At 73.3% G+C, this 13624-nt stretch carries 12 protein-coding genes; 8 read left to right on the top strand and 4 right to left on the bottom strand.

Annotation, left to right across the window (positions count from 1 at the left end):
• Nucleotides 1–5: 5 nt before the first annotated feature.
• Nucleotides 6–479 carry a YbaK/EbsC family protein gene (locus tag ACWEF6_RS06655; protein ID WP_310976757.1) on the bottom strand — a complete coding sequence of 158 codons (474 nt, stop codon included), beginning with the start codon at nucleotides 477–479 and terminating at the stop codon, nucleotides 6–8.
• A gap of 140 nt (nucleotides 480–619) precedes the next feature.
• Nucleotides 620–1939 (bottom strand): cation:proton antiporter, encoded by a 1320-nt coding sequence (locus ACWEF6_RS06660; RefSeq protein WP_449681991.1) that lies wholly within the window; start codon nucleotides 1937–1939, stop codon nucleotides 620–622.
• A 620-nt stretch (nucleotides 1940–2559) separates the two neighbouring features.
• Here ACWEF6_RS06660 and ACWEF6_RS06665 point away from each other — a divergent pair.
• The 5 genes from ACWEF6_RS06665 (at nucleotide 2560) to ACWEF6_RS06685 (ending at nucleotide 7529) form a co-directional block, all read left to right on the top strand.
• Entirely contained in the window at nucleotides 2560–2940 is a 381-nt protein-coding gene (locus tag ACWEF6_RS06665; protein ID WP_449681992.1) for a DUF805 domain-containing protein, read from the top strand.
• 43 nt (nucleotides 2941–2983) lie between these two features.
• Nucleotides 2984–4795 (top strand): protein kinase domain-containing protein, encoded by a 1812-nt coding sequence (locus ACWEF6_RS06670; protein WP_449681993.1) that lies wholly within the window; start codon nucleotides 2984–2986, stop codon nucleotides 4793–4795.
• 76 nt (nucleotides 4796–4871) lie between these two features.
• Nucleotides 4872–6065 (top strand): right-handed parallel beta-helix repeat-containing protein, encoded by a 1194-nt coding sequence (locus tag ACWEF6_RS06675; protein WP_449681994.1) that lies wholly within the window; start codon nucleotides 4872–4874, stop codon nucleotides 6063–6065.
• Nucleotides 6062–6853 (top strand): FHA domain-containing protein, encoded by a 792-nt coding sequence (locus ACWEF6_RS06680; protein ID WP_449681995.1) that lies wholly within the window; start codon nucleotides 6062–6064, stop codon nucleotides 6851–6853. The genes ACWEF6_RS06675 and ACWEF6_RS06680 overlap by 4 nt, the downstream gene beginning before the upstream one ends.
• A gap of 52 nt (nucleotides 6854–6905) precedes the next feature.
• On the top strand, nucleotides 6906–7529 hold the full coding sequence (locus ACWEF6_RS06685; protein ID WP_449681996.1) for a hypothetical protein: 624 nt from the start codon (nucleotides 6906–6908) through the stop codon (nucleotides 7527–7529).
• Nucleotides 7530–7568: 39 nt separating this feature from the next.
• Here the strand turns inward: ACWEF6_RS06685 and ACWEF6_RS06690 are convergent, their stop codons facing one another.
• Together ACWEF6_RS06690 and ACWEF6_RS06695 are read right to left on the bottom strand one after the other, a co-directional pair.
• The gene (locus tag ACWEF6_RS06690) at nucleotides 7569–8249 is read right to left on the bottom strand and encodes a winged helix-turn-helix domain-containing protein (protein ID WP_449681997.1); all 681 of its coding nucleotides are present in this window, start codon (nucleotides 8247–8249) and stop codon (nucleotides 7569–7571) included.
• 54 nt (nucleotides 8250–8303) lie between these two features.
• On the bottom strand, nucleotides 8304–9737 hold the full coding sequence (locus tag ACWEF6_RS06695) for a BTAD domain-containing putative transcriptional regulator (protein WP_449681998.1): 1434 nt from the start codon (nucleotides 9735–9737) through the stop codon (nucleotides 8304–8306).
• 56 nt (nucleotides 9738–9793) lie between these two features.
• Here ACWEF6_RS06695 and ACWEF6_RS06700 point away from each other — a divergent pair, with 56 nt between their 5' ends.
• The 3 genes from ACWEF6_RS06700 to ACWEF6_RS06710 all read left to right on the top strand — a co-directional run bounded on the left by ACWEF6_RS06700 (nucleotide 9794) and on the right by ACWEF6_RS06710 (nucleotide 13623).
• Entirely contained in the window at nucleotides 9794–10462 is a 669-nt protein-coding gene (locus ACWEF6_RS06700; RefSeq protein ID WP_449681999.1) for a winged helix-turn-helix domain-containing protein, read from the top strand.
• Complete coding sequence (locus ACWEF6_RS06705) at nucleotides 10459–11703, top strand: sensor histidine kinase (RefSeq protein ID WP_449682000.1); 1245 nt, start codon at nucleotides 10459–10461, stop codon at nucleotides 11701–11703. The genes ACWEF6_RS06700 and ACWEF6_RS06705 overlap by 4 nt, the downstream gene beginning before the upstream one ends.
• 81 nt (nucleotides 11704–11784) lie before the next feature.
• Nucleotides 11785–13623: a fibronectin type III domain-containing protein gene (locus ACWEF6_RS06710; RefSeq protein ID WP_449682001.1), complete on the top strand. Its 1839-nt coding sequence runs from the start codon at nucleotides 11785–11787 to the stop codon at nucleotides 13621–13623.
• The last annotated feature ends 1 nt before the right edge of the window (nucleotide 13624 follow it).

The raw sequence follows: 13624 nt of genomic DNA on the forward strand, positions 1-13624 counted from the left end.
GCGGCTCACGCCCCGACGACGATCGGCGCCTCGATCCTGCTGACCTCGTTGAGGTTCACCACGACCGAACGGTCGAGGCGGCCGGCGTTGAAGAACACGCGGTCCTGCTCCAGCAGCCGGGCGTCGACGCTCAGCGGCAGGTCGAAGATCGAGCCGATGGAGGGCAGCTCCCCGAAGTGGCACCCGGTCGCGGCCTCGAGCTCGGCGACGCTGGCCAGCCGGAGCCGCTTGGCCTGCAGGGGCCCGGCAAGCTCGCCGAGATCGCCCCGCGCATCACCCGGCAGCGCGTGGATGATCAGGTCCTTGCCGCCTTCGCGCTTGTACCGGCGAAGCAGGAGCGCCTTGGCCTGCTGGCTCAGTTGCGAGCCGACGACGCGGCTGTATTCCTCGGCCGAGGCGGCCGGTGGGTGCTCGATCACCTCGAACGGGATTCCGGCATCGGTCAGGTAGTCGATCACTCGCTCGTGCGGGGTGCTCATCGAAATTCCTTCGGAAACGGGGGCATCGGCCACCGGAAAACCGTTCGATCAACCGACCGGAATCCCCTGAGCCGACCACTCGGAATTGACGGCAGCCACCTTATCGGCTCGCCCGCGACGGCGGGAACGACGCGCTGGGTTCACCCGGAACTACCGGCGAAATCACGTTCCCGATCCCGCTCGGCGGGCGTGCTCGTGGTCCGGCGCATGGTCAACCGCAGGGTGGCCGGCGCCACCATGGACGTCACCACGGCCAGCAGGACGACGATGGTGTACGTCGCGTCGGTCAGCACGCCGAGCTGCAAACCGACGGTCGCGACCACGATCTCCACGACGCCGCGGGCGTTGAGGCCCGCTCCGATGGCCAGCGACTCGGTGCGATCGAAGCGGCACAGCCGGGCCCCCGCGTAGCCGCCGGCCAGCTTGGCGAGCGTCCCGGCCACGATCGTCGTGACGGCGGCGATCAGCACCGGCGGGTGGCCCAGCGCCGCGAGGTCGACCCGCATCCCCGCCGTGACGAAGTACAACGGCGCGAGCACCGCGACGACGAACGGCCGCAACGAGTCCAGCACCCTGCGCGCGGCCGTCCCGGAGGAGCTGATGAGCAGTCCGCACAGGAACGCCCCGAGGATCGGCTCCATGCCCAGCGCGTGGGTGCCGGCCGCGGCCAGCGCGATCAGCACGACGATGACGGTGACGCCGATACCGCGTCGGGCCGCTTCCCCGGCCCGGGCCGCCCGCCGTCGGAGCAGGTGCATCGCCACCAGCGTCGCGGCGACGACAGCGAGCAGGACGCCGACGGACAGCGCCAGCGCCCCGGCGTCGAGGCTGCCCTGGACCACCGCCGCCGCCGACACCACCGACAGCAGGAGCCACCCGACGACGTCGCTGATCGCCGCGGCGCCGATGATCATCTGCCCGACGTCGCGGTGCAGCAAGCGCATGTCCAGCAGCGTCTTGGCGATCACCGGCAGGGCGCTGACGGCGATCGCGACCCCGACGAAGAGAGCGAACACGGGGCGTCCGACGTCCGGTGCCATCAGCGCGTCCGGCAGGAGGAAGCCCAGCGCCAGGCCGAGCGCCAGGGGCAGCGTGATGCTGCCGAGGCTCACCAGCCCGACGGCCCGGCGGCGGCGCACGATGAGGTCGAAGTCGATGTGCGCGCCCGTGATCGCGACGAGCAGCAGTACTCCTACCTGCGCGACGGCGCCGGTGAGGTGCGCCTGCCCCGGATCGGCGGGCAGCAGCCAGGCCGAGACGCCGGGCAGCACGCTGCCGAACACCGACGGCCCCAGCAAAACCCCGGCGGCGAGCTCACCGACGAGGGCCGGCAGCCCCCACCGGCCGGCGATCCGGCCGAGCAGCACCGCGCAGCCGAGCAGAACACCGATTTGCAAGAGGAAGACGAGCAATTGGTGCGCATTGATCGGAGCAGCCGCCGCTGCCGCGGCAATGGACATGCGGAAACCCCCAGTCAGCCGGTGCCATCTCGACGGCAACGCTCAATATCACGGTGGCACAACGGATCGACGAGCGTCAATTGACGCGCTCGCACGAGTACCTGAAATTGCCCGAGGGGCCGGTTCACGGATTCATTCAGAGAGGTGCCGGATCCGCCCGTCAGCCGTCATGCCCGGAAAAAGGGACAGCAGGCGAACGGTTTCTCACCACCTGTGGAGCCGGTGGCCGGCATCGCCCCAGAGCGAGGTGAGCCGGACTCCGTCTTCGATGCAGAAGAACGTCGCTCCCACGATCGCCGCTTCCACCGCCGTCGCTTCTCGGGGCCGAACACTCGTATCGGTGGCCGGCTCTCGCATGAGCCACAGGTCACCGTCGCTTCGACCAGGCCAGTGGCGGGCCGTGGAACCGGGATGTCGCTCAGCGAGTACCGGACAGTGGTCGTGGCCATGACGACGTACTCGCGGTGCCGCTCGCTGTGGACGCAGGCCGGCCGCACCCGCGGACGCTCGCCGGTTCCGGCCACTGTTCCCCTCGCGACTTCCCGTGCTGCGTGCCGTGCCCGCAGTTGCGGGCGGAATCCCCGGGACCGGTCCCCGGCCGCGCGCCCCAAGCTCGGCGCATGCAGCTCGAAAACGCACCGGCCGTGATCGGTTTCCGGGCCGCACTGGTCCGCGCGGTGCGCCTGGGCTTCCGGCTCCGGGGCCGGGCCTCGCGGCCGGAGTTCTGGTACTTCTTCGTGGCCTACGTGCCGCTGGTCCTGACGCTCGGGGTCGTCGAGAGCGTCGTGGACGAAGACTGGCTCTACACCGCCGCCACGCTGCTCTACCTGCCGTGGCTGGTGCCGTTCGTCTGCGTCGGGGTCCGGCGGCTGCACGACACCGGGCGGTCCGGCTGGTGGTGTGTCGGCGTCATCGGCTGCTTGGGCTGGATCGTCCTGACCGTTCTCTGGAGCAAGCCGGGCCAGCCGGGGCCGAACCGGCACGGTCCGCCGCCGCGGTGACACGGGGTCAGCACGTCGATACGGGATTTCGTACACTGCCCGGGTGACCGAGGGGCGAGTCGTGGCCAACCGCTACCGGTTGGAGGAAGAGCTCGGCCGGGGTGGGATGGGCGTCGTCTGGCGGGCGGTCGATCTCGAGCTCGGCAGGCAGGTGACGCTCAAGCGGGCGCTGGGCGAGGACGCGGGGCAGATCCGGCGGGAAGCGCGGATCGGGGCCGGGCTGCTGCACGCGAACGTCGTCACCGTGTTCGACACGGTCGTCGACGGCGACGCCCGGTGGCTGGTCACGGAGTACCTGGCCGCCCGGAGCCTCGAAGAGCTCGTCGACGACGACGGGCCGCTGCCCGAGGAGCGGGTCCGGCGGATCGGCGGGCAGCTCGCCGCGGCGCTGGCGGACATGCACGCCCGCGGCATCGTCCACCGCGACGTCAAGCCGGGCAACGTCCTGGTGACCGCGGACGACGTCGCCAAGCTCACCGACCTGGGCATCGCCCGCTGGACCGAGGTCACCCGCACCGGCGGCGCCCAGCTCACCGGCACGCTCGGGTACGTCGCGCCGGAGGTGGCCGACGGCGCCGAAGCCGGCCCCGCCTCGGACGTCTTCTCCCTGGGGGCCACCCTCTACGCCGCCATCGAAGGCCGCTCGCCGTGGGGGTCGGGCGAGGACGGCCCGTTCGCGCAGATGCGCCGCGCCGCCGCCGGGCGGCCCGCACCCGCCGAGCGCGCCGGGCCGTTCGCGCCGGTGCTCGCCGCGCTGATGGCCCGGCACCCGGCCGACCGGCCCGCCGCCGCCGAGGTGGTCACGCTGCTCACGGTGGACGCGCCCGTGCCCCGGCGGCCGCGACGCGACCTGCGGCGCCGGCTGCTCGCCGGGGCCGCGGTGACGGCGGTGGCCGCTCTGGTGGCCGGGTTCGTCGTCGCCCGCCCGCTGTGGACCACGACCGGGGGCGCCCCGGCCGGGACGAACACCGCCGGTGCCCCGAACGGGGCGAACACCCTCGGCGCCGACCCGGGCACCACCGACCCGTGCGCGGCGATCTCGCTCAACTCGCTCACCGGGTTCGGGGAGCCGTTCGTGGACCCCGAGGTGCTGAACTTCGGCGCCTGTGTGGTCACGACGAAGCTGGCCGACAAGACCGGGCAGGTGCAGACCCGGCTCGACCTGACCGGCCCGCTGCGGTACCCGCCCCGGCCGCCGGTGCCCGGCAAGATGGGCGAAATCGAGTACCCCGAGATGCACGACGGCTCCTGCGAGCGCGCCATCTCGCTGGCCGACACCAACCGGATCGTCATCACCTCCCGCGCGCTGGACGACCGCGCGAAGGACGCGCCGCTGTGCTCCTTCTCGGAGTCGGTGCTGTCCGGCGTGCTGACCACGCTCGCCAACGGGCCGCTGCCACGGCGCACCCAGCCGCTCCCGGACTGGTCACTGGCGCACGTCGACGCCTGCGGCCTGCTCGACGACGCCACGACGGCGGGCGTGCTGGGCCGGGCCAAGGAACCGGACCGCGGGTTCGGCGGCTGGAGCTGCACCTGGGAGCACGCTCCGCGCACGATCAGCGTGGAGTACAGCCGGGAATGGCCGATCGAGGAGGACGAGGAAGTCCCGGGCGACCGGATCCGCGTGGGCACCCGCGCCGCTGTCATCGCGCCGGTGGAGGGCGGAAACCCGGAGTGCGCCGTCATGGTCGTGCACCGCGGCTACATCCCGGCGCTGCCGGTGCTGAACGGCACCCCTCCGGACCGGGAGGAGGTCGTCAAGGTCTCCGTCGAGAACACCACGGCGGCCGGTGGGGACGCGCTGTGCGCGCCCGCGCGCTCGCTGGCGGAGGCCCTCGTCCGCCGGCTGCCGTGAAGCGGGGACCGGTCCCCGGCGGTCCCGGCTAGAAAGGGCGGAGGCCGGAAACCGGCCGGAGGAGACGGGACGAGAAGTGTCGATACGGGTACTGGCCGGCGTGGCGCTCCTGGTGGTGGCCACGACCGGTCCGACGGCCGAGGGGGCCGCCGGACCGGGACCGCGAACCCGGAGTGTCGGGCCGCAGGGGATGTACCCCAGCGTCCAGGCTGCGGCCGACGCGGCCCGGCCGGGGGACACCGTCGCGATCGAGGCGGGCAGCTACGCAGGCGGGCTGACCGTCCACCACGGTGGCACCCCCGGCCACCCCATCCGGTTCACCGGCGTCGGCGGCACCGCGGTGCTGACCGGCGCCGGCGGCCTGGTGGTGGGCGGACACGGCTGGCTGGAGTTCACCGACGTGACCGTGTCCGGCTCGGCCCGCTTCGGCGGGTATGCCGAGGGTGCGCACGACCTCGTGTTCGACCGGTTCGGGGTCGACGGCTCCCGTGACGGCGGGCTCGTACTGGTCGGTACCCGGCGGGTGCGCGTCGCGCACTGCGACATCCGCGGCACCAACGCCCGCGGCACCGCGGCCGATCACGAAGCGCTGAGCATCGCCTCGGGCTCGTCGGACGTGGAGGTGTCCGGCTGCCGCGTGCACGACAACGGCGAGGAAGGCATCGACGTCAAGTACGACGACGCCGCCCGGGTGAAGATCCACCACAACGTCGTCACCGGCAACCGGGGGCCGGACGTCTACGTCGACTCTTCGTCCTTTGTGGACGTCTACGCCAACGTCGTCGGCGGTACCCGCGAGGCCACCAAGGCCGGGATCGGGCTCGCCGTCGAGGACTACTCGGAAAGCCGGCTGCTGTCGAAGGTCCGGGTCTTCGACAACCTCTCGACCGGCAACGCCCAGGCCGGGCTGAGCCTCTGGGCCGAATCGACCGGGACCATGCGGGACCTGACGATCGTCAACAACACCTTCGCCGGCAACGCCCGCGGCTCGCTGGTGATCGACGCCGACCGGTTCACCGGAGCGAACACCTTGCGGAACAACGTGTTCGGCGACGGACCGGTCGGCACCGGCCCGTTCGCCGCCGACCACAACTTCGCCGGGGATCCGGGGTTCGCCGATCCGGCGCACGGCGACTACCACCTCGCCGAGGGCTCGGCCGCGGTCGACACCGGCAGCCCGGGGCACGCGCCCGCGTTCGACCTCGACGGTGCCGCCCGGCCCGCCGGCGCGGGCTTCGACCTCGGCGCCTACGAACGGAGGTGGCCGTGACCACCGGACGGCTCGACCCGCACCACCAGCGCAGCCTGCGCTACGGCGTCACCGGCGCCATGCCCGGCATGCTGAGCGCGCTCACCGTCACCGGCGGCGTGGCGGTGCCGCCCTCGCCCGGCAGCCGGGTCACTTTCGGGCGCAACCGGCTGGAGGTCGACGTCTGCGTCGGCGAGGAGGACGTGCGCATCAGCCGGGTCCACGGGCAGCTCGTGCGCGAGCGGGACCGCTGGTGGCTCAGCAACACCGGCCGCTCGCCGATCCGGCTGTCCGACAGCCTCCTGCTGCACCGCGAGAGCGAGCCGCTGCCGCTGGCCGACGGCTACACCGCGCTGTTCCTGCGCGGCACCCGCGAGCACGTGCTGGAACTGCTCGTTTCCGACGGCGACGCGGTCGTCGCCACGCGCCGCCCGACGCACCCGACAGCGCCGCCGAAACGCTGGCGGCTGTCGGCGGAGGAGCACCTCGTGCTGGCCGTGCTCGGCCAGCGTTACCTCGGCTACGACCCCCACCCGCTGCCGCTGTCCCGTCAGCAGGTGGCCGCCGAGCTCGCCGAACGACGGCCGCGCGAGAACTGGACGGCCAAGCGCGTCGAGCACCTCGTTTCCCGGGTCCGGCAACGCCTTTCCGACGCCGGCGTGCACGGGCTGCGGCGGGAGGAGGTGGGGGAGCCGGTGGGGCTGACCCTGACCGTGAACCTGCTGCGGGAACTGGTGCTGTCGACGACGCTGGTGCCGATGGACCTCGAATGGCTCGAACTGCCCGATCCGCCGCTCTCGCCCGGATGAGGGTGAACGCGGGCGGGGACCGGTCCCCGCGCAGGTGAACTAGAAATCAGACATGCAGCGGTCCAAGAAGCCGAAGCCACGGCACCGCATTCAGCCGAGAGAGCCGAAGCGGCCCGCGGCCGCACCGGCCGGGGAGTCGGTGGTCCACCCGCTGCCGGGGTTCCGCGACCCGGCCGGGCTCCCCGAGCTGTGCCGGAGCCTGATCAGCGCGGTGCACCTGCTGAGGACCGGGCACGACGCCGCGTTGCTGCGCGCCTTCCTGGAGGGCCGCCGGGTGGCCTTCGGCCTCCTCACGCCGTGGTGGCGCCGGCTGTTCCAGCCGTCGCGGGCCACCTACCTCCGGGCGCTGCCCCCGGCATTGGCCGCACTGGACCGGGAACTGAAGCGCCGGCGAGCGGTCGACGAGCACTGGCGAGCGGTCGATCTCCCCTGGGGCGATGCTCCGGCAGGCCCGGATCCGGTCCCCAGTCCGTGCCTGATCGCGGACCGGTGCGAGAACTGCTCGTCCCGCACCGGACGTCTGCACGTCATCGTCGAGGACTGTGCGATCGGCGTTCCGACGGGGCTGCGGCCGGCGTGCGCGGTCCTGTGCCGGGACTGCCGGGCCCTGCCGTTCGGGCAGATGTTCGGCCCGGCGGAGATCTCCCGGCGCGTCATGCGGCACCGAACCCACTGAGCGCCCGTGGAACCGAGCGGAACACGAGGGGGCCGGGTGCTAGCCGCGCTGATCGTCGCCCCGGGCCGGGCCGAGCAGGTAACCGGTGCCGCGGACCGTGTGGATCACCCGTGGCTCGCCGAGTTTGCCCCGCAGCTGGGCGATCAGGACGTCCAGGACGTTGGTGGCCGGCGGGACGAGCTCGTCCCAGGCCGCGGCCAGCAGATCGGCGCGGCGGACGGGTTCGCCGGGCGTGGCGAACAGGCGGCGCAGGACGGCGAACTCCTTGCCGGTCAAGGTGAGCAGGACGCCGTCGCGGCGGGCCTCGTGCCGCCCGGTGTCCAGCTCGAGGCCGGCGAACCGCAGGACGGGGTCCGGGCCGGCGGTGCTGCGCCGGCACAGGCTCCGCACCCTGGCCAGGAACTCGGCCATCGCGAACGGCTTGACGAGGTAGTCGTCGCCCCAGGCCAGCCCGGCGATGCGGTCGGCCACGGTGTCCCGCGCGGTGAGGAACAGGACCGGCACGTCCCAGCCGCTCCGGCGGCGGCCCGCCACGTACGCCAGCGCGTCGCCGGCGGGGAGCATCCGGTCGAACACCGCGCAGTCGTAGGCGCTGACGCTGACCGCTTCGTCGGCGCCGGGCAGGTCGGCGACGACGTCCACCGCGAATCCGGCGCCCCGCAGGGAGGCCTCGACGGCCACCCGGAGATCCTCGTCGTCTTCGGTGACCAGCACGCGCATGCACGAAAGCGTAGCGTGACCGGCCCCCTTCACGCCGGTTCCCGGCCGCACGGCTCACGCGACCTTTTCGGGTTCACGCCGTCGGCTGGTCCACAATGGATGGACGGCGGGTGTCGCCGCGGCTTCACGCAGCGCGCCCGGAAGGCCGTGACAGCGCCGCACGGTCGCTTCGACGATCGGCTCGTCCACCGCGGAACCGCGTTCCCCGGCCGCCGCGCGGAACAGCGCCGCGGCCTCGGGCGGGACCAGCGGCCCGAGCCGGACGTGGACCGCGCCGTCGATGTGCAGGCTTCCGGCCCGGCCGGTGATCAGCACCGCACTCGAGCCGGTGGCCGGCAGCAGAGGCTCCACCAGCGAGGCATCCGCGACGTCGTCGAAGAGCAGCAGGGCTCGCCGGTGGGCGAGCTCGGAACGCCACAGCGCGGCCCGTTCGCCGGCATCGGCGGGGACGAGCGCGGGCGGGATGCCGATGCTGTGCAGCAGCCGGGCCAGGACCGCCGCGGCCGGCACCGGCGAGCCCGCCCCGCGCAGATCGACGTAGAACTGGCCGTCGGGGAACCGCGCCGCCAGCCGGTGCGCCGCGTGGACCGCGAGGGCCGTCTTGCCGGCCCCGGCCGGGCCGGTCACCACGGCGACGCGCGGGTGGCCGGTGCACGCGCCGGCCAGGAGGCCGAGCTCCTGGCTGCGGCCGGTGAACAGCGGGGTGTCCCGGGGCAGCTCCCGCCGGGGCGGCCGCTCGGCAGGGCGGGCGCCGGTGTGCATCGCCCGGAGCGCGTCCGCCAGCTCGGGCCCGGGCCGGACGCCCAGCTCGGCGGCCAGTACACGGCGTGCCTCGTGGTACGCGGCGAGCGCCGGGGCCGGCCGCCCCAGCAGGTGCAGCGCCCGGACCAGCCGTGCCCACGCGTCTTCACGCAGCGGATCGTCCGAGGTGAGCGAACGCAGTGTCGTGACCGCGTCGGCGGTGCGGCCGAGTGCCAGTTGCGCCTCGGCGAGGCACGCCCACAGCTCACGACGCAGCTCGTCGAGCCTCGGCACGGCGTCGCCGAGGTCGAGGCCCAGCCCCTCGTACGGCCGGCCGCGCCAGCGTCCCAGCGCTTCGGTGGCCAGTTCGACCGCTCGCTCCGCCGCACCTTCGGTCAGCGCGCGCCGAGCGGCGCCGGCCGCTTCTTCGGCGCACTGGGCGTCGAGTTCGCCCGGCGCGACCCGCAGCCGGTAGGCGCCGGGCCTGCTCTCGATCCGCGCGCCGCCGTCGTGGCCGGGCAGCAGCCGCCGCAGCCGCCACACGTAGGTCTTGAGGTTGGCCTCGGCCGACGCCGGCGCCTCCTGCTCCTGCCAGGTGGTCTCGAGCAGCCGGTCCACCGCGACCCACTCGTCGGGCTGCACGAGAAGGGCGGCCAGCACCGCGACGGGCTTCCCGCCGGCGAGCCCGCACGCGAGACCGTCGGGCCCCCGCACTTCGAGCGGCCCCAGGACCTGGAAGAGCACCATGCTCACACCCCCGTTCCGGATGACGCCCACGATCACACCGAGTACATGAGGATCCGATGACAGCGCGCGTACTGGTGGTGGAAGACGACGAGGACCTGAGGGTGGCGGTGACCACCGAGCTGGCCGCGTCCGGACTGGGAGTCGGCCAGGCGGGCGACCTCGCCGGCGCGCACGCCGAGCTGACGGGCGGGCACTACGACTGCGCCGTCTTCGACCGCATGCTGCCCGACGGCGATTCGATCGGCTTCGTCCACCGGCACCGCCTGGCCGGTGGTGCGGTGCCGGTGCTGTTCCTCACCGCCCGCGACAGCCTCGACGACCGGGTGGCCGGCTTCGACCACGGTGGCGACGACTACCTGGTGAAACCCTTCGCGGTGGCCGAACTGACCGCGCGGGTGCACGCGCTGTGCCGCCGTTCCGGCTCGGGCCGGCCGTCCGTGCTGCGGCACGACGACCTGGAAGTGGACTGCGCCCGCCGCGAGGTCCGCCGCGCCGGGACGCTGCTCACCTTGAGCGGCAAGGAGTTCGCCGTCCTCGAGTTCCTGCTGGCGCGGCCCGGGCGAGCGGTCGGGCGGGACGAGCTGATCGAGCACTGCTGGGACAGCCGGACCGATCCGATGTCCAATGTGGTCGACGTCGTGGTCCGCCGGCTGCGCCGGAAGCTGGGCGAGCCCGGGGTGATCCACACCGTGCGCGGGCGCGGGTACCGGCTGGCCGCCCGATGAGGCGATCGGCGGCCGACCGCCTGCGCCGCCTGCGCCGGCTGCTCACCTGGCTGTTCACCGGGCTCAACGCGGCCGGCCTCGTCGTGTTCGCCTGGCTCGCCGTCCAAGCCGACACCCAGCAGCGCGAGGTGCGCCTCGACGGCCGGACCAGCCGGGTCACCGCGGCGGTCACCCGGCTGGTCAAGGAGGGCGACGAGGTCGTGACCGGGCTGGTCGGCCAGGACCCGGTGAGCACCCAGTGCCCCCAGTTCGTGGTCCTGCCCGCCGGCGCGGGCCGGTTCGCGGACTTCGCCGGTTCGCAGACGTGCGTCCCGGTGGACCTCGCCAAGCTGCGGGCCTGGGCCAACCAGGCGGTCCGCAGCGAAGCCGTCCTCAACGGCTACGGCAGCGGTACCGGCGGGGAGCCGGTCCGGATCGGTGCGGAACCGTTCCGCAACACCGCCGGCCAGTACGTCGGCGCGGTGGTCGTCGTCGCCGACGCCCGGGGCGAGGAGGCCGGCCACGACCGGCTGGTGGTGTTCGTCGTCGGTGGTTGCGTGCTGCTCGTCGCGGCGCTGGCCGTCGCCGGGCACGTCCTGTCCGGGCGGGCGATCCGCCCCGCGACGACCGCACTGGAACAGCAGGAGGTCTTGCTGGCCGAGACCGCGCACGACCTGCGCACGCCGGTGGCGGCGCTGCGTGCACTGGCCGAAACGGCCTTGCGGAACCCGGCCGATCGCGCCGACCTGCTGCCGCGCACGGTCCGGCTGGCCGGCCGGATGGGCACCATCATCGACGGCCTGCTCGTGCGCGCCCGGCTCGCCGCGGGTGTCGAATCGCTGGCCATCCAGCCGGTGTGGCTCGACCAGCTGGTCACCGGCGTGGTCGACGAGACGCCGACGGAAGAGGCCCAGGTGACCGTGACGGCGGCGCCGGCGAAGGTGCTCGCCGACCCGGCGCTGGTCCAGCGGGCGGTCGGGAACCTGCTGGACAACGCGATGCGCCACGGACGCCGTCCCGGATCCGAGGCGATCGTGCACATCACCGTCGCGGGCGGGCGCGTGACGGTGGCCGACCACGGGCCCGGCATCGACGCGGCGGTCGCCGAGGAGACGTTCGACCGGTTCACCAGCGGCGCCGGGTCGAGCGGGCTCGGGCTGTCCATCGTCCGGTGGGTCGCCCAGGCGCACAACGGCGTCCTGCGGGTCTACAACGCCGAAGAGGGCGGCGCCATCTTCGAACTCAGTTTGCCGGAGGCATGAATGTCACGTTCGGAGCGCACCCGAGCCGGGGATGTATTCGCCAGGGCCGGTTCGTGTACCAGGGTCTTCTACGCTCGCCGGGTGGGTAAGAGGGGACTCCGCCGGCTTCCGTTGGCCGCGCTCGTCAGCACCTGCGCGGTGTTCGTCGGGATGGCCGTGTCCGGCGGCGCTTCGCCGTTGCCCGGGCTGGAACTTTCGCAAGCCGGGCACTGGATCGCCAGCCCGAGCCTCGACCTCGTGCTGTTCGTCAACGGTTCGGCCAAGAGCGTGGACGCCCAGGTGCCCGTCGCCGGCCTCGAACCGGGCAGCCAGGTGGTGCAGGGGCCGACCAGCGGGTACGTGATCGGCAAGTCCGCCATCGTCGAATTCGGCAAGTCGGACCTGGCGGTCGACCGCACACTGACCCCGCCGTCGGGCGAGCCGCCGGCCCTCGTGGAAGCCTCCGGTGGCCCGTACCTGGTGTACCGGGAAGCGGGCCGGGTGGTCCGCCTCGGCAGCGGGTTCGCCACGCTGCCCGCGGGCGGTCCGCTCGGTGCCCCGGTGGCCACCCCCGACGGCACGCTCTGGCTCAACCGCCTCGACTCCGGCGCGCTGTGCCGGCTGGCGAAGGACTCCGGCACGGTGGCCTGCCGGGACAACCTCGGCGCGGGGCACACCGGCGGGCTCAGCGTCGCGGGGGATCGCGCGGTGTTCGTCGACACGACGACCGACACGATCCGGCAGGTGTCGGGGGACAAGCCGGGTGAACCGGTGGCGATCGGGAAAGACCTTTCGCCCGCCGCGCAGATCGCTCCCGCCGACGCCGACGGCCGGATCGCCGTGCTGGACCGGGAAAAACGGCAGTTGTCGCTGCTCGACACCGGCGTGCTCGACGCCGGAAGCGCGCCGGGGCCGCCGATCGAGGTCACGCTGCCCGACGGCGTCTATTCGAACCCGACGGCGAGTGCGTCTTCGGTCGTGCTCCTCGATCTGACCCGCCACACCGTGCTCACCTACGGACCGGACGGCAAGCCGCGGCAGACGACGGCGATCCCGCCGGAATCGGGCACCCCACAGCTGGTGCGCGGCGACGACAAGCGTGTCTACGTGGACGGCGGGGAGGGCAAGCACGTCCTGGTCGTCGACCCGGACGGCACGGTCAGCCCGGTACCGGTCACGGCGGAGAAGGCGCCGGTTCCGGCCCCCTCACCGCAGCCGCCGCCGACCCCGCAACCACCGACCCCGCAACCGCCGAAAGCCCAGCCCGACGTGCGGGCGGACGGGCCCAAGCAGCCTCCGCCGGTGCGGAAGACCGAGCCTCCGGTGACGCAGCAGCAGAAACCCCTCCCGCCGAGCCCGCCGGGAATCCCGGCCCGGCTCGTCGCGCGGCTGCAGGGCAGTGACGCGCACGTCACCTGGGGCGCGGCCGCCGACAACCGGGCCGCGGTCACGGCGTACCACGTGACGTGGAAGCCGTCGTCCGGCGCCGGAGCGGGGGCGGCCGATCTGGCCGGCACCGCTCGGTCCACGGTGATTCCCGGGTTGCGCGCGGGAATCACCTACACGGTCACCGTGGTCGCGGAGAACAGCGCCGGGCGCGGCACCCCGGCGACGGCGAAGGTGACCGGCCCGGCGGTCCCGAAGCCGACGATCACCGTGACCCGGGGGAAGACCGGGACCTACGAGCCGGATCCCGAGGAGTGCTCGGCACCGGACTGCGCCAAGATGCACGTGGTGGTGAAGGGTTTCGCGCCCCACACCGAATACCACTTCACACCGCACTGCGGGTGCACCTATTCGAACGAGGGCCGCTCGTTCACCACCGACGCGAACGGTGCCGTCACCTTCGAGGCGTTCGACTTCGGCGCGGTCGGCAAGCAGGCTTGGGTGACTTCGGACAACGGCGTCTCGTCGGCCAAGTACACCTGGCCGCCGGGCTGAG

The sequence above is a fragment of the Amycolatopsis sp. NPDC004772 genome (assembly GCF_053601215.1).